Annotated in this window: 19 protein-coding genes and 2 tRNA genes; 14 read left to right on the plus strand and 7 right to left on the minus strand. The window is 65.6% G+C overall.

All coding sequences use genetic code 11. The annotated features are described in order from the left end of the window. The gene (locus R4P47_RS04575; protein ID WP_149405534.1) at positions 1-1,149 is read right to left on the minus strand and encodes a PQQ-dependent sugar dehydrogenase; all 1,149 of its coding nucleotides are present in this window, start codon (positions 1,147-1,149) and stop codon (positions 1-3) included. 93 nt (positions 1,150-1,242) lie between these two features. Here R4P47_RS04575 and R4P47_RS04580 point away from each other — a divergent pair, with 93 nt between their 5' ends. Next, complete coding sequence (locus R4P47_RS04580; protein WP_317784141.1) at positions 1,243-2,217, plus strand: DoxX family protein; 975 nt, start codon at positions 1,243-1,245, stop codon at positions 2,215-2,217. A 75-nt stretch (positions 2,218-2,292) separates the two neighbouring features. Here R4P47_RS04580 and ilvD read toward each other — a convergent pair whose 3' ends face one another. Together ilvD and R4P47_RS04590 are read right to left on the minus strand one after the other, a co-directional pair. Then, entirely contained in the window at positions 2,293-4,134 is a 1,842-nt protein-coding gene (gene ilvD, locus R4P47_RS04585; protein WP_317784142.1) for a dihydroxy-acid dehydratase, read from the minus strand. Between the two features lie 60 nt (positions 4,135-4,194). Beyond that, positions 4,195-4,755 carry a PH domain-containing protein gene (locus R4P47_RS04590; protein WP_317784143.1) on the minus strand — a complete coding sequence of 187 codons (561 nt, stop codon included), beginning with the start codon at positions 4,753-4,755 and terminating at the stop codon, positions 4,195-4,197. Between the two features lie 257 nt (positions 4,756-5,012). Here R4P47_RS04590 and R4P47_RS04595 point away from each other — a divergent pair, with 257 nt between their 5' ends. From R4P47_RS04595 to R4P47_RS04615, 5 genes are all read left to right on the plus strand, one after another. Then, positions 5,013-6,968, plus strand: coding sequence for an acetolactate synthase large subunit (locus R4P47_RS04595; RefSeq protein ID WP_068049511.1), 1,956 nt, complete (start codon positions 5,013-5,015; stop codon positions 6,966-6,968). Continuing rightward, positions 6,965-7,468: an acetolactate synthase small subunit gene (gene ilvN, locus R4P47_RS04600; RefSeq protein ID WP_032397758.1), complete on the plus strand. Its 504-nt coding sequence runs from the start codon at positions 6,965-6,967 to the stop codon at positions 7,466-7,468. Before R4P47_RS04595 ends, ilvN begins: the two co-directional genes overlap by 4 nt. 60 nt (positions 7,469-7,528) lie before the next feature. Beyond that, complete coding sequence (gene ilvC / locus R4P47_RS04605; RefSeq protein WP_170944858.1) at positions 7,529-8,530, plus strand: ketol-acid reductoisomerase; 1,002 nt, start codon at positions 7,529-7,531, stop codon at positions 8,528-8,530. Positions 8,531-8,715: 185 nt separating this feature from the next. Beyond that, positions 8,716-10,311, plus strand: a complete 1,596-nt coding sequence (serA, locus tag R4P47_RS04610) for a phosphoglycerate dehydrogenase (protein WP_149405537.1) — start codon at positions 8,716-8,718, stop codon at positions 10,309-10,311. Between the two features lie 49 nt (positions 10,312-10,360). Continuing rightward, the gene (locus tag R4P47_RS04615) at positions 10,361-11,371 is read left to right on the plus strand and encodes a 3-isopropylmalate dehydrogenase (RefSeq protein WP_149405538.1); all 1,011 of its coding nucleotides are present in this window, start codon (positions 10,361-10,363) and stop codon (positions 11,369-11,371) included. A gap of 79 nt (positions 11,372-11,450) precedes the next feature. On the opposite strand, the gene R4P47_RS04620 is transcribed toward R4P47_RS04615, so the two are convergent. Beyond that, complete coding sequence (locus R4P47_RS04620) at positions 11,451-12,695, minus strand: MFS transporter (protein ID WP_188078579.1); 1,245 nt, start codon at positions 12,693-12,695, stop codon at positions 11,451-11,453. Between the two features lie 130 nt (positions 12,696-12,825). Between R4P47_RS04620 and R4P47_RS04625 the strand changes: the two genes are divergently transcribed. Genes R4P47_RS04625 through R4P47_RS04635 form a run of 3 tightly spaced genes read left to right on the plus strand, consistent with a single transcriptional unit; the run spans position 12,826 to position 16,133 of the window. Further along, complete coding sequence (locus R4P47_RS04625; protein ID WP_094642252.1) at positions 12,826-13,599, plus strand: fumarylacetoacetate hydrolase family protein; 774 nt, start codon at positions 12,826-12,828, stop codon at positions 13,597-13,599. Between the two features lie 7 nt (positions 13,600-13,606). After that, the gene (gene gltX, locus R4P47_RS04630) at positions 13,607-15,082 is read left to right on the plus strand and encodes a glutamate--tRNA ligase (RefSeq protein WP_269593597.1); all 1,476 of its coding nucleotides are present in this window, start codon (positions 13,607-13,609) and stop codon (positions 15,080-15,082) included. Positions 15,083-15,128: 46 nt separating this feature from the next. After that, on the plus strand, positions 15,129-16,133 hold the full coding sequence (locus R4P47_RS04635; RefSeq protein ID WP_188078580.1) for a YihY/virulence factor BrkB family protein: 1,005 nt from the start codon (positions 15,129-15,131) through the stop codon (positions 16,131-16,133). On the opposite strand, the gene R4P47_RS04640 is transcribed toward R4P47_RS04635, so the two are convergent. Continuing rightward, a complete protein-coding gene (locus R4P47_RS04640) occupies positions 16,091-17,716 on the minus strand; it encodes a bifunctional 3'-5' exonuclease/DNA polymerase (RefSeq protein ID WP_317784144.1) in 1,626 nt (541 codons plus the stop codon). The two genes, R4P47_RS04635 and R4P47_RS04640, sit on opposite strands and share 43 nt — an antisense overlap. A 245-nt stretch (positions 17,717-17,961) precedes the next feature. Here R4P47_RS04640 and R4P47_RS04645 point away from each other — a divergent pair. After that, a tRNA-Gln gene (locus tag R4P47_RS04645) sits at positions 17,962-18,033 on the plus strand. A gap of 91 nt (positions 18,034-18,124) precedes the next feature. After that, positions 18,125-18,197: transfer RNA gene (locus R4P47_RS04650), tRNA-Glu, on the plus strand. Between the two features lie 62 nt (positions 18,198-18,259). On the opposite strand, the gene R4P47_RS04655 is transcribed toward R4P47_RS04650, so the two are convergent. After that, positions 18,260-18,427: a DUF5302 domain-containing protein gene (locus R4P47_RS04655; RefSeq protein ID WP_176460484.1), complete on the minus strand. Its 168-nt coding sequence runs from the start codon at positions 18,425-18,427 to the stop codon at positions 18,260-18,262. 114 nt (positions 18,428-18,541) lie between these two features. Continuing rightward, the gene (locus R4P47_RS04660; protein WP_094688811.1) at positions 18,542-19,270 is read right to left on the minus strand and encodes an IclR family transcriptional regulator; all 729 of its coding nucleotides are present in this window, start codon (positions 19,268-19,270) and stop codon (positions 18,542-18,544) included. A 149-nt stretch (positions 19,271-19,419) separates the two neighbouring features. On the opposite strand from R4P47_RS04660, the gene leuC reads away from it, so the two are divergent. From leuC to R4P47_RS04675, 3 genes are all read left to right on the plus strand, one after another. Further along, positions 19,420-20,844 carry a 3-isopropylmalate dehydratase large subunit gene (gene leuC, locus R4P47_RS04665; protein ID WP_269593599.1) on the plus strand — a complete coding sequence of 475 codons (1,425 nt, stop codon included), beginning with the start codon at positions 19,420-19,422 and terminating at the stop codon, positions 20,842-20,844. A 45-nt stretch (positions 20,845-20,889) separates the two neighbouring features. Next, a complete protein-coding gene (leuD, locus tag R4P47_RS04670; protein ID WP_269593600.1) occupies positions 20,890-21,507 on the plus strand; it encodes a 3-isopropylmalate dehydratase small subunit in 618 nt (205 codons plus the stop codon). A 149-nt stretch (positions 21,508-21,656) separates the two neighbouring features. Beyond that, a complete protein-coding gene (locus R4P47_RS04675) occupies positions 21,657-22,352 on the plus strand; it encodes an HU family DNA-binding protein (RefSeq protein ID WP_027496655.1) in 696 nt (231 codons plus the stop codon). Positions 22,353-22,401: the final 49 nt, after the last annotated feature.

Consider the following 22,401-nt stretch of genomic DNA (forward strand, 5'->3'; position numbering starts at 1 on the left):
TCAGTCGAAACCGCCTCCGCCGCCGCCGGGGAACGGCACTTTGACGACGCGGTCGTCGGTGGGTCCGGGCTCCGCACCGTTCTTGTTGACGGTGCCCACCAGAATCTGTCCATCGGCCGAGCTCGTCGCGCCGTTCAACTGGCCGTACTCGTCCTGGATCAGCAGTGTCGGTTCGGCCGAGACAGCTCCGGTGTTCGCGTCCGTGGTCAGTGCTGCAACAGCTTTGGCCGTTGTGAGTGCAACCGCCACGCCACCTTCTCCCGCTGCGCATCCGGCAACACCCGGACGGTCCGGCCACGTCCACACCGGGTTGAACACTGCGCCCAGTGAGTCGATGCGCTGCAGGCGATCCTCGAGCGCGGTGCGGTCGGTGACGTAGATGTTTCCGGTGCCGTCGGTGCAGACGTCGCCCGCCGTACCGATACCGCTGAGCGCGATCTGCGGTCGCGGCGGGTTCGTTGTCGGCGACAGTGAGGTCACCCGTAACAACTTGCCGGACAATGAGTTCGGGCTGGCCGCCGCAGCCGGATCGCCGTTGTCGCCGGTGAGGACGAGCAATTCGTTCGGCGTGTAGAAGTCGATCGCCCCGCGATTGCCCGTCGCGCCGCGGGGGATACCGGTCAGGATGTCCTTGGGTACATCGCCCTGGGCCAGGCGGACCACCCTGGTGTCCGCGGATGTGGTGATGAGGGCGTAGAGCAACCCGTCCTCGATGTACGTCGGAGACAACGCGATGTCGAGAAGGCCGCCGTCGCCGGTGCCGTCGACATCGATTCGCGCCACCTCGACCGGCGTCCGGCCTGCGGTGACCTCCATGATGCGACCGGTGCGACGCTCGGCAACCAGCGCCGACTGTCCGTCGGGGAGCGCTACCAGCCCGCCCGTGGTGTCCAGGCATGTCGCGATGACCGCCGGATCGGGGTCGACACACGGACCGGACGGCGGTGGCGGTGCATCGGGATCGGACGGCGGCGTCGTCTCGCTGGGGGTCGTCGGCTCCAGTTCGGCCGCGCCCACCTCTGGCGCAGGAGTGAACGGCGACGCATTCGAGTCGTCGAATCGGGCGCACCCGGCGAGCAGGGCAGCGGTCATCGACAGGGCGACGACGGCAGCGGTTGCAGTTCGTGGCGACGCTCCGACCGGCTTCATACTTCGAACGGTACGGAACGTCGGGGGAGACTCGCCACGCGGCCGTGAGCGTCAACGTCGGTGAGGAGCACTCATCGGCTCTAGTGTGGAGAGGTGACCGATACACCGCGCGACCCCAACCGGCCGGATACGCCGTACGAACCGGCCGAGAGCCCGTACGACAACCCCACGGAGAAGATTCCACCCTCGCGCTCCACCTCCGAGACGCCGGCGTCCGACCGCACCGACACCTCGGGTGCGCCGACCACGGCGTTCGGCGCTCAGCGTTCGGACCGACTGCCGCGAACCGACGACGAACTCGACTTTCCGCACTCGTCCTCGTCCGATGCACGCTCGGCCGATGCACAGCCGACGGAGAAGATGCAGGCCTATCGCCCGTCGGCCTTCGCCGATTCGCCAACCGACCGCCCGTCGGCCTCCGACAAGACGTCGTCGAGTGCGTACTCCGATCGCTCCACCGAGTATCTCGGTACCACCACAGCCGCAGCGCCGGCAGCAGCCGTCGCGTCCGAGCCGGAGATTCGTACGGAGACCGTCGAGGTTCCCTCACGCCGCGGCAGCACCGACCTGGGCCTGTTCGTCCTTCGCGTCACCATCGGCGCGGTGTTTCTCGGTCACGGACTACAGAAGCTCGTGGGACTGTGGAACGGCCCCGGCCTCGACGGATTTCAGAACCTGCTGGAGACTTCCGGATTCCGCTACTCGGAGATCCTCGCGATCGCGGCCGCGGCAGGCGAGACACTCGGTGGAGCGCTGCTGATACTCGGTCTGGCAACGCCACTGGCGGGTGCCGCTGTGCTGGCCACGATCATCAACGCCTGGTGCTTCAAGCAAGCCGTCGAGCCCGGACTGCAGTTCTCGGGCACCGGCGGCGTGGAGTACGAGACGGTTCTCGGCTTCGCCGCTGCCGCGATCATCCTCACGGGCCCGGGCAAGATCGCATTCGACGGCCGACGCGGATGGGCCACCCGGCCGCGGATCGGTTCGTTCCTCGCACTCGTCGTCGGTATCGCCGCGGGCGTGTGCATCTGGATCTTCCTCAACGGGGCCAACCCAGTCGTCCGCTGACTCCGGACGCTGTCCCGACCACGTGAGCGGAACCTCTTAGCCTGCTACGACGTTCCGCTCACGTGCGTTTCACCCTCAGGGGACGTAGCGAACTGCACCCTTGTCCGCCGATGTCGCCAACGCCGCGTAGGCGCGCAGAGCGGTGGTGACCGTGCGCTGGCGGTCGACCGGCTGCCAGGGGCGCTCGGACGCGTTCATCTTCGCGCGTCGCGTCTCGAGGGTCTCCTCGTCGACGAGGATCTCGAGGGTGCGGGTCGCGACGTCGATTCGGACCTGGTCGCCGTTCTCCACGAGTCCGATCACACCGCCGGCCGCGGCCTCGGGGGAAATGTGTCCGATGGACAGTCCCGACGTTCCGCCGGAGAAGCGGCCATCGGTGATCAGTGCGCAGACCTTGCCCAGACCGGCGCCCTTGAGGAAAGCCGTCGGGTGCAGCATCTCCTGCATGCCCGGACCGCCCTTGGGGCCCTCGTAGCGAACGACCAGCACGTCACCGGGCTGAATCTTCTTCTGCAGGATGGCCGAGACGGCTTCTTCCTGCGACTCGACGACCACTGCCGGACCCTGGAAGGAGAACAGGTCCTCGTCGATGCCTGCGGTCTTGAGGATCGCACCGTCGACGGCGATGTTGCCGCGCAGTACCACCAGGCCACCCTCGACCGTGTAGGCATGTTCGAGATCGCGGATGCAGCCGCCTGCGGCGTCGGTGTCGAGCGAGGACCAGCGGTTTCCCGTGGAGAACGGTTCGACGGTGCGGACTCCGCCCGGGGCGGCGTGGAACAACTCGACGGCCTCGGCGGACGCCTTGCCGGATCGGATGTCCCAGGTGTCGAGCCACTCGTCGAAGCTCTTCGTGTGCACGGTCGAGACGTCGGTTTCGAGGAGGTTCGCGCGCCGCAGTTCGCCGAGGAGAGCCGGGATTCCGCCGGCGCGGTGCACGTCTTCCATGTGGTAATCGGAATTGGGGGAGACCTTCGACAGGCACGGGACCTTACGGCTGATGGCGTCGATGGTGTCGAGGTCGAAGTCGACCTCGCCCTCCTGTGCGGCGGCGAGGGTGTGCAGCACCGTATTGGTTGACCCTCCCATCGCCACGTCGAGGGCCATCGCATTGCGGAACGCGGCCGGAGTGGCGATGTTGCGGGGGAGTACGGATTCGTCCTCGTCGCGGTAGTACTTCAGAGCGGCCTCGACGATGGTGGTGCCGGCACGCGTGAACAGTGCTCGACGGGCCTGATGAGTGGCCAGGGTGGAGCCGTTGCCGGGCAGTGCCAGGCCGAGCGCCTCGGTGAGGCAGTTCATCGAGTTCGCCGTGAACATGCCCGAGCACGAGCCACACGTGGGGCACGCGCTGCGCTCGACCTCGTCGAGGCCCGACTCGGACACGGCGTCGTTGGCACTGGCGGAGATCGCGGTGATCAGGTCGGTCGGTGCCTGCGCGACGCCGTCGACGACCACGGCCTTGCCCGCCTCCATCGGTCCACCGGAGACGAACACGGCCGGGATGTTCAGGCGCATCGCCGCATTGAGCATGCCGGGAGTGATCTTGTCGCAGTTGGATATGCAGACGAGCGCGTCGGCGGTGTGCGCATTGGCCATGTACTCGACGGAGTCGGCGATGATCTCGCGGCTGGGCAGCGAGTACAGCATGCCGCCGTGGCCCATGGCGATCCCGTCGTCGACGGCGATGGTGTGGAACTCCCGGGGAACTCCGCCTGCCGCTCGGACGGCGTCGGCGACGATCTCGCCGACGTTCTTCAGGTGCACGTGGCCGGGGACGAACTGGGTGTACGAGTTCGCGATGGCGACGATGGGCTTTCCGAAATCCGAATCGGTCATTCCGGTGGCGCGCCACAGCGAGCGCGCGCCCGCGGCATTGCGTCCGACAGTGGTGACCCGTGAGCGTAGCGGCGGCATAGTGCGTTGTCCTCGTTCGTTGCGGCGGTTTCTCGCAGCGACGAGGTTACTCGCCGCCGACTACTGCTCCTTCGCTGCCTGTTCGTCGCCGTTCTCGCCGTCATCGCCGTCCTCGAGGTCTCGAGCTTCGGCCTCGGCTTCGGCTTCGGCCGCGGCTGCTGCAGCGGCATAGGGGTCGGTGATCCGGCCGCCGCTGGCCACGGCGAGTTGGGGGAGCAGATCGAATCGCACCAGCGGCAACGACTTCTCGCTCTTGTCGGTCAGGACCACCCGCGCCCAGCGGCGATCCGGGAAGTGCAGACCCGCCACCGATTCCCACGCGATCACATCCGAACCCACGAACCGTCGAGCCGTGATCGCCTCGGGAGAGATGACCGTGCGCACTCGAAACACCCAGATGCCCGCGACGATCGGCAGGATCAGCAGCCATCCCATGGCCGCGGGCCAGCTGGCGGCAGTCAGTCCGGTGCCGAACAACAGCAGGCCGACGCCGAGGAGCGCGAGGCGCGGGACTCGAATGACCTGGGTTCTCGATGGTTGCGCTCCCTCGGCACCGTTCGGTGACTCGGGTGCGGTGTGGGATGATGGCCGAGGTGGTTCGGACTGCTGCGAAGACGACACCCATTCATCTTCGCATTGCATCTACGCGATCTCACATAATGGGATTGCGTCGTGACGAGTTTGACTCTTCCCTGTGCGCGCGCCTACCGTCGAGCGCGTGAAGCGGAATTGGATACTCGTAATCGGCCGGCGCGTCAACGCCTGAGCCGGTTGTTCAAACTCGCATCGACGCGCCACCCTCGTACAGCTCACGCTGACGGGGGTTTTTTCTTGCCCAGAGATCGCCCAGCAATTTCACATTCCTGAGGAAGCAATCAGTGAGCGCACCAACCGCACGCCCAGGGCCCACGACCCGTAAGTCGGGGACAGCCTCCAGCCCGTCGACCAGCCCGTCCGCAGAAGCGGCGACCAACGGTTCGCGACGCCACGTCGCACCGGAGAAGGTCACCGGCGCACAGTCGGTCGTCCGGGCCCTCGAAGAACTCGACGTCGACACCGTATTCGGCATTCCCGGTGGCGCGGTTCTCCCGGTCTACGACCCGCTCTTCGACTCCGTGAAGGTGCGCCACATTCTGGTGCGCCACGAGCAGGGTGCGGGCCACGCCGCGACGGGCTACGCCCAGGCGACCGGCAAGGTCGGCGTCTGCATGGCGACGTCCGGTCCCGGCGCGACCAACCTCGTGACCCCACTCGCCGACGCTCAGATGGATTCGGTTCCGGTCGTCGCGATCACCGGTCAGGTCGCCCGCAGTCTGATCGGGACGGACGGCTTCCAGGAAGCCGACATCTCGGGTATCACGATGCCGGTCACCAAGCACAACTTCCTCATCACCGACGGTGCCGACATCCCGCGCATCATGGCCGAAGCCTTCTACATCGCCTCCTCCGGCCGTCCCGGTGCCGTGCTCGTCGACATCCCCAAGGACGTGCTGCAGGCGCAGACCACGTTCTCGTGGCCGCCGGAGATGCGTCTGCCCGGATACCGTCCGGTCACCAAGCCGCACGGCAAGCAGGTCCGCGAAGCAGCCCGCTACATCGCCGACGCAAAGCAGCCGGTGCTGTACGTGGGCGGCGGCGTCATCAAGGCCGACGCCTCGGCGGAACTGCTCGAGCTCGCCGAGCTGACCGGAATCCCGGTCGTGACCACTCTGATGGCTCGCGGCGCGTTCCCCGACTCGCACAATCAGAACCTCGGAATGCCGGGTATGCACGGGACCGTCGCCGCGGTGGCCGCGTTGCAGCGGAGCGATCTGCTGATCACGCTCGGTGCCCGGTTCGACGACCGCGTCACCGGTCAGCTCTCGTCCTTCGCCCCCGATGCCAAGGTCATCCACGCCGACATCGACCCGGCCGAGATCGGCAAGAACCGCTACGCGGACGTGCCGATCGTCGGCGACTGCCGTGAGGTCATCACCGAGCTCATCGAGGCGCTGCGGGCGGACCGCGCGACCGGAACCACGCTCGACCTCGAGCAGTGGTGGGTCTACCTGAACGGCATCCGCAAGACCTACCCGCTGAGCTACGACCGCCCGGCCGACGGATCGATGTCACCGGAGTTCGTCATCAGCTCGGTCGGCAAGTTCGCCGGACCCGACGCGATCTACTGCGCCGGCGTCGGTCAGCACCAGATGTGGGCCGCGCAGTTCATCAACTACGAGAAGCCGCGCACGTGGCTCAACTCGGGTGGCCTCGGCACGATGGGGTACGCGGTCCCGGCCGCAATGGGTGCCAAGAGGGGCCTCCCCGACGCCGAGGTGTGGGCCATCGACGGTGACGGATGCTTCCAGATGACCAACCAGGAACTCGCGACCTGTGCGGTCGAGGGCATCCCGATCAAGGTCGCCCTCATCAACAACGGCAACCTCGGCATGGTCCGCCAGTGGCAGACCCTGTTCTACGAGGAGCGCTACTCCAACACCAATCTCGGTACCCACGGTGCCGTCCGCATCCCCGATTTCGTGAAGCTCGCCGAGGCGCTCGGTTGCGTCGGGCTGCGGTGCGAGCGGGAAGAGGACGTCGATGCGGTGATCGCGCAGGCACGAGCGATCAACGATCGTCCGGTCGTCATCGACTTCATCGTCGGAGCCGACGCGCAGGTGTGGCCGATGGTCGCTGCCGGAACGGGCAACGACGAGATCATGGCCGCCCGCGGAATCCGTCCGCTGTTCGACGAGGACGAGACCGTGGGCAGCGAGCCGGGCCTCGACGAGGCCATGGAGCGCGAGCAGGCCCCGCACCCGCAGATCGACGACGTGAAAGGCACCGACAAGTGAGCACGAGCCATACCCTCAGCGTCCTCGTCGAGGACAAGCCAGGTGTGCTGGCCCGCGTCGCCGCGCTGTTCTCGCGCCGTGGATTCAACATCTCCTCGCTTGCCGTCGGCGGCACCGAGATTCCCGAGATCTCGCGGATGACGATCGTGGTGACCGTCGACGAATTCCCGCTCGAACAGGTGACCAAGCAGCTCAACAAGCTCATCAACGTCATCAAGATCGTCGAGCAGGACGACGACTCCTCGGTGGCTCGCGAGTTGGTGCTGATCAAGGTTCGCGCCGACGCCAGTGTGCGCAGTGAGGTCATCGAAACGGTGAACCTGTTCCGCGCCAAGGTGATCGACGTGTCTCCCGAGGCCGTGACGGTCGAGGCGACGGGCACCCGCTCGAAGCTCGATGCGTTGTTGAAGATGTTGGACCCCTATGGAATTCGAGAAATAGTTCAGTCGGGAGTCGTTGCCGTCGGACGTGGACCGAAATCGATCACAGCGTCGCGCTGAGCGGCGGACGTGATTTTCAGCGAAATCGAAGAGGAAAGGTTACAAACAGTGGCAGTCGAGATGTTCTACGACGACGATGCTGATCTGTCGATCATCCAGGGCCGCAAGGTCGCTGTGATCGGTTACGGAAGCCAGGGCCACGCGCACTCGCTGAGCCTGCGCGACTCCGGTGTCGATGTGCGCATCGGCCTGGCAGCGGGCTCGAAGTCCCGCGCCAAGGCGGAGGAGCAGGGCCTGAAGGTCGGCACTCCCGCCGAGGTGTCCGAATGGGCCGACGTGATCATGGTGCTCGCACCGGACACCGCACAGGCCAAGATCTTCTCCGAGGAGATCGAGCCCAACCTGAAGGACGGCGACGCGCTGTTCTTCGGGCACGGTCTCAACATCCACTTCGACCTGATCAAGGCTCCGGAGTTCGTCACCGTCGGCATGGTCGCACCCAAGGGCCCCGGCCACCTCGTGCGTCGCCAGTTCGTCGACGGCAAGGGTGTTCCCGCGCTCATCGCCATCGACCAGGACCCCAAGGGCGAAGGTCAGGCACTGGCCCTGTCCTGGGCCAAGGGTATCGGTGGAACGCGCGCAGGCGTCATCAAGACCACGTTCAAGGAAGAGACCGAGACCGACCTCTTCGGCGAGCAGGCCGTGCTGTGCGGTGGCACCGAGGAGCTCGTCAAGACGGGCTTCGAGGTCATGGTCGAGGCCGGCTACGCGCCCGAGATGGCGTACTTCGAGGTGCTGCACGAGCTCAAGCTCATCGTCGACCTCATGTACGAGGGCGGCATCGCTCGGATGAACTACTCGGTGTCCGACACCGCGGAGTTCGGTGGCTACCTCTCGGGCCCGCGCGTGATCGACGCAGGCACCAAGGAGCGCATGAAGGCCATCCTGGCCGACATCCAGTCGGGTGAGTTCACCCGTCGCCTGGTCGCCAACGTCGAGAACGGCAACACCGAGCTCGAAGGCCTGCGCAAGGCCAACGCCGAGCACCCCATCGAGGTCACCGGCAAGAAGCTGCGCGACCTGATGAGCTGGGTCGATCGCCCGATCACCGAAACGGCTTGATTCTCATCGAATCACGTTCGCACGCATGCTGATCGAAGGGCACCCCTGCATCGGTAGGGGTGCCCTTCGGTGCGTGCACCAGGTGGCGTCGCAGCTCGACGTCTCCGGCCTCTAAACTGTTTCTGCTGCACCAGCTCCGAATTTTCATCGACAACAGTCTCGAACCGACATAGGGAGTTTTTCACGTGAGCCAGCCAGGCCGTCCTGTCGTTCTGATCGCCGACAAACTTGCGCCGTCCACCGTCGAGGCATTGGGCGACGGCGTCGAGGTCCGTTGGGTCGACGGCCCGGATCGCCCCGCGCTGCTCGCCGCGGTTCCCGAGGCCGACGCGATCCTGGTGCGTTCCGCGACCACGGTCGACGCAGAGGTTCTCGCCGCCGGCACCAAGCTCAAGATCGTCGCCCGCGCCGGTGTCGGCCTGGACAACGTCGACGTACCTGCAGCCACCGAGCGCGGTGTCCTCGTCGTCAACGCCCCGACCTCCAACATCCACACCGCTGCCGAGCATGCGGTGACGCTGTTGCTCTCCGCCGCGCGCCAGATTCCCGCTGCCGACGCCACCCTGCGTCAGCACGAGTGGAAGCGCAGCAAGTTCAACGGTGTCGAGATCTTCGGCAAGACCGTCGGCGTCGTCGGACTCGGCCGCATCGGTCAGCTTTTCGCGCAGCGTCTCGCTGCATTCGAGACCCACATCATCGCCTACGACCCCTACGTCTCGGCCGCGCGTGCCGCCCAGCTCGGCATCGAGCTGGTGAGCCTGGACGAGCTGCTCGAGCGCGCCGACATGTTCTCGGTTCACCTGCCGAAGACCCCGGAGACCAAGGGAATCATCGGCAAGGAAGCCCTCGCCAAGACCAAGCCCGGTGTCATCGTCGTCAACGCCGCTCGCGGTGGACTGGTCGACGAGCAGGCCCTGGCCGACGCCATCACCTCCGGCCACGTCTTCGCCGCGGGAATCGACGTGTACGCCTCCGAGCCGTGCACCGACAGCCCGCTGTTCGAGCTGCCTCAGGTCGTCGTCACCCCGCACCTCGGCGCGTCGACGACCGAGGCCCAGGATCGCGCGGGCACCGACGTCGCCAAGTCTGTACTACTCGCTCTCGCAGGCGAATTCGTGCCCGACGCCGTCAACGTCAAGGGTGGTGCCGTGGGCGAGGAGGTCTCGCCGTGGCTCGAGATCGTGCGCAAGCAGGGTGTGCTGCTCGGCGCTCTGTCCACCGAACTTCCCACCTCGCTGTCGGTCGACGTTCGCGGCGAACTCGCCACCGAGGACGTCGAGATCCTCAAGCTCTCGGCGCTGCGCGGACTCTTCTCCGCCGTCATCGAGGACTCGGTCACGTTCGTCAACGCCCCCTCGCTGGCCGAGGAGCGTGGCGTCACCGCCGAGGTCACCACAGCCTCCGAGAGCGAGAACCACCGCAGTGTCGTCGACATCCGCGCTGTCTACGGCGACGGTTCTGTGCTCAACGTCGCGGGCACGCTGACCGGTACCACGCAGGTCGAGAAGATCGTCAACATCAACGGTCGCAACTTCGACCTCCGTGCCGAGGGCAAGAACCTCATCGTCAACTACGCGGATCAGCCCGGCAGCCTCGGCCGGATCGGCACCCTGCTCGGCGACGCCGGCATCGACATCCAGGCCGCCGCCCTGAGCCAGGACTCCGAGGGCGACGGTGCAACGATTCTGCTGCGCGTCGACAAGGACGTTCCGGAGGAGCTGAGCGCGAGCATCGCATCGGCGGTCGGCGCGTCCACCATCGAGCTGGTCGACCTGTCCTGAGCGTCGCTCGCAGTCGATCGAACGAAGTCGAACAATCACGAGGAGTGAGATGAAGCTGGCCGTCATCGCCGGGGACGGAATCGGACCCGAGGTCGTCACCGAGGCGCTCGCCGTGCTCGACGTGGTTGCACCCGGAGCCGAGAAGACCGAGTACGACCTCGGTGCTCGTCGCTACAACGCCACCGGAGAACTGCTGCCGGACTCGGTGTTGGCGGAACTGCGTGAGCACGACGCAATTCTGTTGGGAGCCATCGGAGATCCGTCGGTGCCCAGCGGCGTGCTCGAGCGTGGACTGTTGTTGCGAGCTCGGTTCGAGCTCGATCACCACATCAATCTGCGTCCGGCCAAGCTGTACCCCGGAGTGGTCGGGCCGTTGGCCGGTGACAAGCAGATCGACGTCGTGGTCGTGCGTGAGGGCACCGAAGGTCCGTACACCGGAAACGGTGGAGCGCTTCGCGTCGGCACGCCGCACGAGGTGGCCACCGAGGTCAGTGTCAACACCCGCTACGGCGTCGAGCGGGTGGTGCGCAACGGGTTCGAGCGGGCTCTGACACGGCGCAAGCACCTGACGCTGCTGCACAAGACCAACGTGCTCACGTTCGCCGGCAGCCTCTGGGCTCGGACTGTGAACGAGGTCGCGACGGAGTTCCCGGACGTCGAGGTCGCGTACCAGCACATCGATGCCGCGATGATTCACCTCGTGACCGACCCGGGCCGGTTCGATGTCATCGTCACCGACAATCTGTTCGGCGACATCGTGACCGACCTCTCGGCAGCGGTGACCGGTGGAATCGGTTTGGCCGCAAGCGGAAACATCGATGCCACCGGTACCAATCCGAGCATGTTCGAGCCCGTGCACGGCAGCGCTCCCGACATCGCAGGGCAGCAGAAGGCCGATCCGACGGCGGCCATCCTGTCGGTGTCTTTGCTACTCGATCATCTCGGCGACGCGGCGGGAGCGGCGCGAGTGGAAGCCGCTGTCGCAGCGGACCTCGCGCAGCGTGGAACCACGACTGCGTCGACGAAAGAGATCGGCGCACGAATCGCCGCTCGCCTCTAGCCGAACCGACACGAATGCCACGGTAGGCCGACCGGCCACCGTGGCATTTCGTGTTTCCGGACATCCCCACCGTGCTGGATCAGCCGGCGCGGTCGGAATTCTTTTCGGGACTGTCGGCCTTCTCGTCGGGACTCTCGGGACGTGGATCGTCGGGGACGATCGGCACGGAGAGTGCTGGGAAGACCGCCGACACCAGGAATGCGACGGGAAAGCTGACCGCCGCGAGGGCCCCGAACACCGGCGGCACGGCCGACGCGAACACGTATTGACTCGTGTTCTGCACGCCGAGGGCGCGTCCGCTCCAATACGGTCCTGATATCTCGGCAACAGCGGTGAAGGCAAGCCCGTTCGGGGCAACGGTGGCGACCGACGCGACGACGAGCATGACGATCGCGACGGGGGAGTCGAACCAGTCGGCCACTCCGAGTCCGAGCATGCTGACGGCGGCAGTCACCGCGACCCACCGGAGGGGCCGCATGCGGCTGCCGACCCGATCGGACAACGCGCCGACGCTCATCCGGCCCAGTGCGCCGAGAATCTGCGTCACCGTGACGAGGACGCCCGCCGCCGCTGCCGTCCACCCTCGGTCGGTCATCAGCCATACGAGCGCATACGTCCAGACCACGTACTGCGGCACCACCAACAGGATCGAGGTGGCGTGAATGCGCCACAGCTGCCTGCTGCCCCGGTACGGATTGTCGAGCAGACCCTGCTCCGCGGCATCGATGCGATTGGGACGCGGGGGGTCGACGACCGCCAGACACATCACTGCGGCTGTTGCGCACACGGCCGCGGGTACGAGCAGTGCCGCTCCGACGCCGTGGTCCCGGGCGATGGGTGGGATGGTCAGGGCTGCGATGGCGACGCCCAGAGGGACCGACATCTGTCTGATTCCCATGGCCAATCCACGACGCTGCGGCGGAAACCAGCCGACCACCACACGTCCGCTGGCGCTGTTCGCACTCGCCGCTGCCATTCCGCCGAGCAGGAGCAGGATTGCCAGCAGAGCAACGGAAGTGGTGAACACGGCGGCTACAGCGGCGAGCGCCGTCAGGCCGAGCCCGACTGCGAGAACCAGTCTTTCGCCTATCCGATCGACCAACACACCCCAGGCGATCAGGGTGAACATGATGCCGACGGTGGGCATGGCGACGACGAGTCCGGCGGCGGGCAGGCTCAGGCCGCGGTCGTCGTGCAGGGCGGGAATGAGAAACGCTGCACCGTTGATGAACACCGCGCCTGCGGTCTGCGCGAGCATGCCGAGGGCAAGCATGAACCATCGCCTGAACTCGCCGATGTCGGACAGCTGCGCGGTGGCGTCCATCAATTCTCCATCTCAATATATGGACGTGGTTTCTTGCAATATGGAACCGAAGTTCGACCCTACACCGGCCCGAACCGCGCCGAACGGACGGTGGCGGAGTGCACACCACGCTTGTCGATAGACTTCCGACATGCGTCTCGGTCGAATTGCAAGTCCTGATGGTGTGGCATTCGTGAGTATCGAAGGTGAGGGTGACTCGCAGACTGCGAAGGAAATCGCCGAACATCCCTTCGGCACACCCACGTTCACGGGTCGGTCGTGGCCACTGGCCGACGTGCGACTGCTCGCGCCCATCCTCGCCAGCAAGGTCATCGCCATCGGTAAGAACTACGCTGCGCACGTGGCCGAGATGGGCGGTGAAGCACCGAAGGACCCCGTGATCTTCATCAAGCCGAACACCTCCATCGTCGGCCCCGGTGCGTCCATCGTGTTGCCGCCGTCCTCGAACGAAGTGCACTTCGAGGGGGAACTGGCGATCGTCATCGGCCGTCCGTGCAAGGACGTCCCCGCCGCCAAGGCGTACGAGGTGGTGCTGGGATACACCGTCGCCAACGACGTCTCGGCCCGCGATCACCAGAAGCACGACGGACAGTGGACGCGCGCCAAGGGACACGACACCTTCTGTCCGCTCGGGCCGTGGATCGAGACCTCGCTCGACCCGACCGATCTCGAGATCAAGACCGAGGTCGACGGCGTGGTCAAACAACGGAGCCGCACTTCGCTTCTGCTGCATGACATTCCGAAGATCATCGAGTGGGTGTCCGCGGTGATGACGCTGCTCCCCGGAGATGTCATCCTCACCGGAACCCCCGAGGGAGTCGGACCCATCACCGACGGAGACAGCGTGTCGATCACCGTCGAGGGAATCGGTACCCTCACCAACCCCGTCGCAGCGAAGAAGTAGGGCGAACATGACCACACCAACAGATGTCCGCGTTCGGTTCTGCCCGTCGCCCACCGGTACCCCGCACGTCGGCCTGGTCCGCACCGCACTGTTCAACTGGGCGTTCGCCAGGCATCACGGCGGCACCTTCGTCTTTCGCATCGAGGACACCGACGCCGCACGCGACTCCGAGGAGTCCTACGCCGCCCTGCTCGACGCGTTGCGCTGGCTCGGCCTCGAATGGGACGAGGGTCCCGAAGTGGGTGGCCCGTACGAGCCGTACCGTCAGTCGCTGCGTCGCGACCAGCACCTCGCCGTCGTGCAGCAGTTGCTCGACGCCGGGGAGGCCTACGAGTCCTTCTCCACGCCGGAGGAAGTGGAAGCCCGACACAAGGCAGCCGGCCGCGACCCCAAACTCGGCTACGACAACTTCGACCGCGATCTGACGCCGGAGCAGCGACAGGGATTTCTCGACGAGGGGCGCGGCGCCGTCGTGCGACTGCGGATGCCCGATCACGATCTGACATGGAACGACCTCGTGCGCGGGGAGACCACGTTCAAGGCGGGGACGGTGCCGGACTTCGCTTTGACCCGCGGTAACGGAGTTCCGTTGTACACGTTGGTCAATCCGGTCGACGACGCACTGATGAAGATCACCCACGTCCTGCGCGGCGAGGATCTGCTGTCGTCGACGCCTCGTCAGCTCGCTCTCTACGAGGCATTGATCCGGATCGGTGTCGCAGAACGCACCCCCGAGTTCGGGCACCTGCCGTTCGTCATGGGCCAGGGCAACAAGAAGCTGTCCAAGCGCGACCCCGAATCCAACCTCTTCATCCACCGTGATCGTGGTTTCGTGCCGGAGGGATTGCTGAACTACCTCGCGCTTCTCGGATGGGGTATCTCGGACGATCACGACGTGTTCACGCTCGACGAGATGGTGGCGGCGTTCGAGATCTCGTCCGTCAATTCCAATCCGGCGCGCTTCGATCAGAAGAAAGCCGACGCGATCAACGCCGAGCACATCAGGATGCTGGCAGCGGAAGATTTCGCGGCGCGTTTGCGCGAATACCTCGTCGCACAGGGCCATCTCACCGAGCCGGTCGACGAGAAGGTCTTCGCTGTCGCGGCCGATCTGGTGCAAACCCGCATCGTCGTCCTGTCGGACGCATGGGGACTGTTGAAGTTCCTGTTCGTCGACGAGGCGGACTTCGAGATCGACCCCGCAGCCGCGGCCAAGAACCTCGGTGCCGATGCCGCACCCGTTCTCGACGCCACTGTCGAGGCACTGACGGCGTTGCAGACCTGGACCACGGCCGACCTGGAGGCGACTCTCAAGGACGTGTTGATCGAGAAGCTGGAGCTCAAGCCGCGCAAGGCTTTCGCCCCGATCCGGGTGGGAGTGACCGGGTCGCACATCAGCCCACCGCTGTACGAGTCCATGGAATTGCTCGGACGCGAGAAGACCTTGGCGCGCCTGGCTGCGGCACGCGCCCAGGTGGCGTGAGGGCGCACGGCCGCCGGCGCACCCCGGTCCTCGGGGAGAGCCTCGAATGAGTTTTTCCGATCGACTGGATCGACTCCAGCGCAGGCGGCCGGTTCTCGGATACCCCATTGCGGTGGTGTACAAGTTCGTCGACGATCAGGGTGGCTACCTCGCTGCCCTGATCACCTACTACGCCTTCGTCTCGCTGTTTCCCGCACTGTTGCTGTTCTCGACGGTGCTGGGAATCGTATTGGCCGGTAGTCCGGAACTGCAGCAACAGATCCTGAACTCGGCACTCGGTCAGATCCCGGTGATCGGGGACGAACTGGGCAGGCCCGACCGCATCGGTGGAGGCACCGTGGGTCTGGTGGTGGGTGTCCTGGGCTCCCTGTACGGCGGACTCGGGGTGGCCGTGGCGCTCCAGAACGCGATGAACACGGCGTGGACGGTGCCGAAGAACCTACGGCCCGATCCCATCCGCGCCCGCGTGCGCGGCTTGGGTCTGCTGAGCACGGTCGGTCTGGCCGTTCTGGCCATCACCGCACTCAATGTGCTCAGTGCCGCAGGATATTTCGGTCCGGAATCGGGCCTCGTGGTGTTCGTGGTCGGCACGTTCTTCTACGTCGGTGTGTTCGTCGTGGCGTTCAGGCTCGCCACCGCGAGGTCGGTGTCGATCCCACAGGTTCTTCCCGGGGCCGTCGTTGCCGGTCTGATCTGGCAGCTGCTGCAGACCTTCGGCAGTGTGTACGTGAAGTACGTCGTCAGCAACGCGACCGTCACCAACGGTGTGTTCGCTGTCGTTCTGGGACTGCTGGCGTTTCTCTACGTGACGTCGGTGTCCATCGTGATGTGCATCGAGATCAACGTGGTTCGCGTCGATCGGCTCTTCCCGCGCGCGCTGCTGGCCCCGTTCACCGACGACGTCGAACTGACTCAGGGCGACAAACTCACGTACACCGGGCAGGCAGAAGCGCAACGCAGCAAGCCGTTCGAGGACATCGACGTGACGTTCGTCGACCCGCCGCGAGCTCAGTCCGAATCCAGCTCGGAACCGGCAGCCGAGGCACCGTAGAAGCGGTCGACTCTGGTCTCCATCGGAAACCGGACGGCCGTGTCACCGAACATCAGCCGGGTGGCCGACAACGCCGATCCTGCAATCGCTTCGGCGACACGACCCGACTCGGCGATCGCACAATGCACCACCACTTCGTCGTGCTGAAAGAACACCAACTCGCTGCCGCTTCCGGAATTCTGGTCGCTCCTGCGGGCTCCGCTCCCTTCGTCGGAATTCCGGTCGCTCCTGCGGGCTCCGCTTCCGGCCAACCGTCCGCGCAGATCCGCCAACAAACACAACGCCCACTCGGCGGCGGTGGCCTGCACGACGAAATTTCGGGTGAACCGGCCACGCGCATGGGCGTCACCGGTGGACCACCACTGCGCCGAGGGCGGTGGGCAGGCCCGTCCCAGCCAGGAACGAACGACCTCGCCACGTTCACCGGCTCGGGCGGCCTCCTCCACCAGTGCAACGGCACCGGGGAACTTGGCCCGTAGTCGCGTCAGCAGAGCGCGCGCGTCACCCGAGGTCGCGCCGTACAGCACCCCGAGAACGGCGACCTTGGCGTGGGTGCGATCGCCGTCGAACGATTCTGCGGCCACCGGTGCGTACAGATCCGCGGTGCCTGCCGCGGCGACCATACGGGGATCGCCGGACATCGCCGCGAGGATGCGTGGTTCGAGCTGGCCGGCGTCGGCGGCCACGAAGGTGTGGCCGGGATCGGCGATCACACTGGCGCGCAGGGGTTTCGGGATCTGAAGGCCGCCCCCGCCGCGACTGGCCCACCGGCCCGACACCACAGCGCCGGGAACGTAGACAGGCCGGAAACGATCGTCGCGGACCCACGCGTCGAGCCACGCCCACCCGTTCGCGGCATGCAGCTTCGAGAGGTCACGGTGCCGCAGCAGTAGCGAAACCGCCGGGTGGTCGATGTCGCGGATGGTATGCGCGCGAGTCGATGTCAGTTCGATACCGACGCGCGCGAACGCGGCGACCAACTCCACGGGCGAGGCAGGATTGACGCGTCGGCCGAACGCCGAGGAGATTTGATTCTCGAGCTCTACGAGGGCCGGGGGAGGGGATCCATCGAGCGGCCGGGTACCGAGCATCGTCTCGAGATGACGGCGATGCGCCGACGCCGAGAACGGCAACCCGTCGAAGGTCATCTCCGCTGCGGCCAGTCCTCCGGCCGACTCGGCCGCTGCCAGCAGGTGCAGTGCGCGATCGTCACCGACGCCGCGGAGCTGACGCCGATACTCGGCGAGAACCGCCGCCGGATCGGAGTTCGGGTTCGCGTCGAACAGACCCGGCCTCAGGTCGGCGGGAGCCGACGGGACAGTCGCCGAGCCGGCCCGCATCGACAGGATGGCACCGACGAGTGCGAGATCGTGACAGCGGCGTACGCGGACTCCTCGTTCGAGCAGCCGAGGGTAGATACGGCTCGTGTCTTCCCACACCCACCTCGGCCGTTCGTCGCGCTCGAGCTCGGCTACGGCCGCGATGAGATCCTCGGCCACGGTGGGATCGCTCAGCGTCGAGCCGTCGTCGGCGAGGTGCGTCAGCACGGCCTGCTCGCCCTGAGGGACGAGCAGAATCTTCATCGGACTCGGCCGGGTCTGCGATCGGTCACGGAGAACGAGTCTGCTCCACTCGTCGGCCGAGGTGCAGAGGGGGCTCTTGCGGTCCCCACTCGACGGTGCCTCGGCCGCTCCCGACACGTCTTCGGCGCGGTTTCGGTGGCTCTGAGCAGCCGATTTGGAGAATGGGTAGTCACCTTTGATAGTCTCTATCCCGGCTCGAAACGCAGTGCACATCGATCGTGATGAGCAATTCGATTCAAGTCCATTGGGGTATGGTGTAATTGGCAACACAGCGGTTTCTGGTACCGCCATTCTAGGTTCGAGTCCTGGTACCCCAGCGAGCAGGTGAAGGCGATTTTGTCGCCGAGGCCGAGGCAGTTAAGCTGACTCAGCACGTACAAGCTCGAACACAATGCAGGTGAAGTTCCTGGCCCCGTCGTCTAGCGGCCTAGGACGCCGCCCTCTCAAGGCGGTAGCGCGGGTTCGAATCCCGTCGGGGCTACAACTGACAACACCCTCTCGATCCAAGGATCGGGAGGGTGTTGTCGTTTCGGTGCGTGCGTCTCAGACGCTCTTGCGGCGGAACATCTTCTGATGGTCGGCCGGACCGTGGACGTTGTTGACCTTCGGTCCACCGTCCTTGTGTTCGACGGAATTGTGGGACTTGCTGTTCTTCTGTTCCAGAACCTCGCGGAACTTCTTCTTCAGTTCTTCACTGCCGGATTCGGGCATGGGGTGACTCCTCGCAGTCGTCGACCGACCGGGTAGGCCGCTCGAGACGAAGGTACCCCACTCTCGCAGCTCGATCAGCTCGTTTTTCTCGGGCCGACGGGGCTGCGGTTTACTTCAGAGTCGCTTGTGCAGAGCGTCCGCGGCGGCAAGAAGATCCGCGGCCCACCGCGCTCCGGGCTTGCGTCCGATTCGATCGATCGGTCCGGATACCGAGATCGCCGCCACCACAGTGTCGTTGCCGTCTCGCACGGGCGCGGCGACGCTCGCGACGCCCGGTTCGCGCTCGCCCGCGCTCTGTGCCCATCCGCGCCGCCGAACTTCGAGCAGAACACGCTCGCTGAATTCTGCATCCGGCAGAACTGTTCGTTGGGTCTGCGAATCTGCCCATGCAAGAAGGACTTTGGCACCCGATCCAGCCGTCATCGGCAGACGTGCGCCGACGAGTACGGTGTCTCGAAGTCCGGTCGGCGGCTCCATGGATGCCACGCACACCCGCACTGTCCCTTCGCGCCGATAGATCTGCACGCTCTCACCGGTGATTTCGCGCAGGCGTGGGAGGACCGAGGCAGCAGCGTCGAGCAGGGTGTCCGATGCGCTCGCCGCAAGCTCTCCCAATCCCGGGCCGGTCCGCCACAGGCCGTCGGCATCCCGTACGAGAAGGCGGTGGGTCTCCAGTCCTACCGCGAGGCGGTGGGCCGTTGCCCGGGGCAGGCTCGTTCGAGCGCACAGGTCGTTGAGATTGCAGGGCGTCTCCGCCACCGCGTGCAGCACCGTCATCGCCTTGTCGAGGACACCGATACCGCTCGATTTGTCGACGAGGCCATTGGGGCTATGCTGTCTCATAGAACGATATTAGCCTCCCGAATGCTGAGATTGCACAACTACGAGATCTTCAGTGCGTGCCGGGGGCATGATGTCGAGACGATCACGCGAGGTGGACCAGCCCGTTCATCGGCGCGACGACGACAGGGAAGACGAGGTCCGCGACAGCGATGTCCGAAACACCGAAGACTTTGGCGGAGAAGGTATGGGACCAGCACGTGGTGGTCCGAGGCGGCGGAGAAGGCGGAGCGCGTGAGCCGGATCTGATCTACATCGATCTCCATCTGGTGCACGAGGTCACCAGCCCGCAGGCGTTCGACGGCCTTCGGCTGGCCGGCCGCGGACTCCGACGTCCGGATCTGACGATCGCGACCGAGGACCACAACGTCCCGACGGCCGACATCTTCGCGCCCATCGCAGATCTGGTCTCGCGCACACAGGTCGACACTCTTCGCCGCAACTGCGAGGAATTCGGTGTTCGGCTCTACCCGATGGGCGATCTCGATCAGGGCATCGTGCACATCATCGGGCCGCAGTTGGGTCTGACCCAGCCCGGCATGACCGTGGTGTGCGGAGACAGCCACACCTCGACGCACGGTGCCTTCGGCTCGATCGCAATGGGCATCGGTACCAGCGAGGTCGAGCACGTCATGGCGACGCAGACACTGTCGCTGCGTCCTTTCAAGACGATGGCGATCAACGTCGACGGTGAGCTCGCCCCCGGTGTGACGAGCAAGGACCTGATCCTTGCCGTCATCGCACAGATCGGCACCGGCGGTGGCCAGGGCTACGTCCTCGAGTACCGCGGTGAGGCCATTCGCAAGCTGTCGATGGAAGCGCGAATGACCATCTGCAACATGTCGATCGAGGCCGGTGCACGGGCAGGCATGATCGCACCCGACGAGATCACGTACGAGTACCTGAAGGGACGCCCGCACGCTCCTCGAGGAGCCGACTGGGACGCGGCGGTGGCGGCGTGGGACGAACTGGCGACCGATCCGGATGCAGTGTTCGACAACGAGGTCCACATCGATGCCGGCACGTTGACGCCGTTCGTCACCTGGGGAACGAATCCGGGTCAGGGTGCGCCACTGGGCGATACGGTGCCCGATCCGGAGGCGATGGTCGACGAGAGCGAGCGGGCGGCAGCCCAGAAGGCTTTGCAGTACATGGGCCTGGAAGCGGGTACACCCATCCGCGAGATCGCTGTCGACACCGTGTTCGTGGGCTCGTGCACCAACGGTCGAATCGAGGATCTGCGGGCAGTCGCGTCCGTTCTCGAAGGGCATCGGGTTGCCGACGGAGTGCGAATGCTGGTGGTACCCGGGTCCATGCGGGTGCGAGCGCAGGCGGAGGAGGAAGGCCTGGGTGAGATCTTCACGGCCGCAGGAGCGGAGTGGCGTCAGGCCGGTTGCTCGATGTGCCTGGGAATGAATCCGGATCAGCTGGCGGCGGGCGAGCGATCGGCGTCGACGTCCAACCGGAATTTCGAGGGTAGGCAGGGCAAGGGCGGTCGCACTCATCTCGTGTCGCCTCTGGTTGCCGCCGCTACCGCAATCCGCGGAACCCTGTCCTCTCCGGCGGATCTCGCGTAACGCGCGTCCTCGCTCGGATCGATCGAACGCATAGGAGCACATTCGATGGAAGCTTTCACTCGACACACCGGTATCGGAGTTCCGCTACGGCGGTCCAACGTCGACACCGACCAGATAATCCCCGCGGTCTACCTCAAGCGCGTCACGCGCACCGGATTCGAGGACGGGTTGTTCGCGGCCTGGCGCTCGGACCCGAACTTCATCCTGAATCTCGAGCCCTACAACCGAGGTTCGGTGCTCGTTGCCGGGCCCGATTTCGGTACGGGATCATCACGCGAACATGCCGTCTGGGCACTCTCGGACTTCGGATTTCGGGTTGTGATCGCCTCTCGCTTCGCCGATATCTTTCGCGGAAACTCGGGCAAAGCCGGGCTGTTGGCCGCCGAAGTCGATCAGTCGGACGTCGAATTGCTGTGGAAAGCCTTAGAAGAACAGCCCGGTCTGGAATTGATTGTCGACCTCGTCGACAAGACCGTAACGGCTGGAACGTTGGTGGTGCGCTTCGCGATTGACGACTACACGCGGTGGCGTCTGCTGGAGGGTCTCGACGACATCGGATTGACGTTACGCCAGGTAGAGGCCATTACGGAGTACGAAAAGTCAAGGCCTTCATACAAACCCCTGACCCTCCCGGCGCGGATCGAGACACCCTCCGAAAGCTGACCTGGCACCGGTCCGACACGCTTTGGGGCCGTGAACCATTCCGCGACACCGGAATGAAAATTGGCGTGGCGCATAGACTCTTGACGACTTGGGGTTTACCGTTGTAGTAGTCGGTCCGACGATGGACCACCATATAGCGGAGGAAATCCATGAACAAGGCAGAGCTGATTGACGCCCTGACCGAGAAGTTGGGGTCTGATAGGCGGAGCGCCACAGAGGCTGTCGAGAACATCGTCGACACCATCGTGCGCGCGGTCCACCGCGGCGAGAGTGTCACGATCACGGGCTTCGGCGTGTTCGAGCAGCGTCGTCGCGCAGCGCGTGTCGCCCGCAACCCCCGCACCGGTGAGACCGTTCGCGTGAAGCCGACCAACGTTCCGGCATTCCGTCCGGGCGCGCAGTTCAAGGCCGTCATCGCCGGTGGACAGAAGTTGCCCGCAACCGGACCTGCCGTCAAGCGCGGTTCGGCTGCAGCTCCGGCCAAGAAGACTGCGGCAGCGAAGAAGACGGCCGCCAAGAAGGCAGCGGTGAAGACGACCGCCCGCAAGGCCACCACCGCGGCAGCCAAGAAGGCAGCTCCGGCAAAGACCGCCGCCAAGAAGGCAGCTCCCGCAAAGACGGCCGCCAAGAAGGCAGCTCCCGCGAAGACCACCGCGCGCAAGACCACGACGGCTGCTGCCAAGAAGGCTCCGGCCAAGACGACCGCTCGCAAGGCCGCAACCACGACGGCTCCTGCCAAGAAGGCTCCGGCCAAGACAGCGGCCAAGAAGACCGTCGCCAAGAAGGCCCCGGCCAAGAAGGCTCCGGCCAAGAAGGCACCCGCGAAGCGCGCAGCGAAGAAGTAGAGCCTGCAGGTTTTCACTCGTCAGGCGCAGCCGCTGAAGCGGCAGCGTG

Origin of the sequence: Rhodococcus sp. IEGM 1370 (genome assembly GCF_033142325.1) — a bacterium.
Taxonomy (GTDB): domain Bacteria; phylum Actinomycetota; class Actinomycetes; order Mycobacteriales; family Mycobacteriaceae; genus Rhodococcoides.

Excerpts from the sequence above, each read along its gene's own strand:
- R4P47_RS04575 (WP_149405534.1), bottom strand. The coding sequence starts at position 1,149 with ATGAAGCCGGTCGGAGCGTCGCCACGAACTGCAACCGCTGCCGTCGTC.
- ilvD (WP_317784142.1), bottom strand. The coding sequence starts at position 4,134 with ATGCCGCCGCTACGCTCACGGGTCACCACTGTCGGACGCAATGCCGCG.
- ilvC (WP_170944858.1), top strand. The coding sequence starts at position 7,529 with ATGTTCTACGACGACGATGCTGATCTGTCGATCATCCAGGGCCGCAAG.
- R4P47_RS04615 (WP_149405538.1), top strand. The coding sequence starts at position 10,361 with ATGAAGCTGGCCGTCATCGCCGGGGACGGAATCGGACCCGAGGTCGTC.
- R4P47_RS04620 (WP_188078579.1), bottom strand. The coding sequence starts at position 12,695 with ATGGACGCCACCGCGCAGCTGTCCGACATCGGCGAGTTCAGGCGATGG.
- R4P47_RS04625 (WP_094642252.1), top strand. The coding sequence starts at position 12,826 with ATGCGTCTCGGTCGAATTGCAAGTCCTGATGGTGTGGCATTCGTGAGT.
- gltX (WP_269593597.1), top strand. The coding sequence starts at position 13,607 with ATGACCACACCAACAGATGTCCGCGTTCGGTTCTGCCCGTCGCCCACC.
- R4P47_RS04635 (WP_188078580.1), top strand. The coding sequence starts at position 15,129 with ATGAGTTTTTCCGATCGACTGGATCGACTCCAGCGCAGGCGGCCGGTT.
- R4P47_RS04640 (WP_317784144.1), bottom strand. The coding sequence starts at position 17,716 with ATGAAGATTCTGCTCGTCCCTCAGGGCGAGCAGGCCGTGCTGACGCAC.
- R4P47_RS04655 (WP_176460484.1), bottom strand. The coding sequence starts at position 18,427 with ATGCCCGAATCCGGCAGTGAAGAACTGAAGAAGAAGTTCCGCGAGGTT.
- R4P47_RS04660 (WP_094688811.1), bottom strand. The coding sequence starts at position 19,270 with ATGAGACAGCATAGCCCCAATGGCCTCGTCGACAAATCGAGCGGTATC.
- leuC (WP_269593599.1), top strand. The coding sequence starts at position 19,420 with ATGTCCGAAACACCGAAGACTTTGGCGGAGAAGGTATGGGACCAGCAC.
- leuD (WP_269593600.1), top strand. The coding sequence starts at position 20,890 with ATGGAAGCTTTCACTCGACACACCGGTATCGGAGTTCCGCTACGGCGG.
- R4P47_RS04675 (WP_027496655.1), top strand. The coding sequence starts at position 21,657 with ATGAACAAGGCAGAGCTGATTGACGCCCTGACCGAGAAGTTGGGGTCT.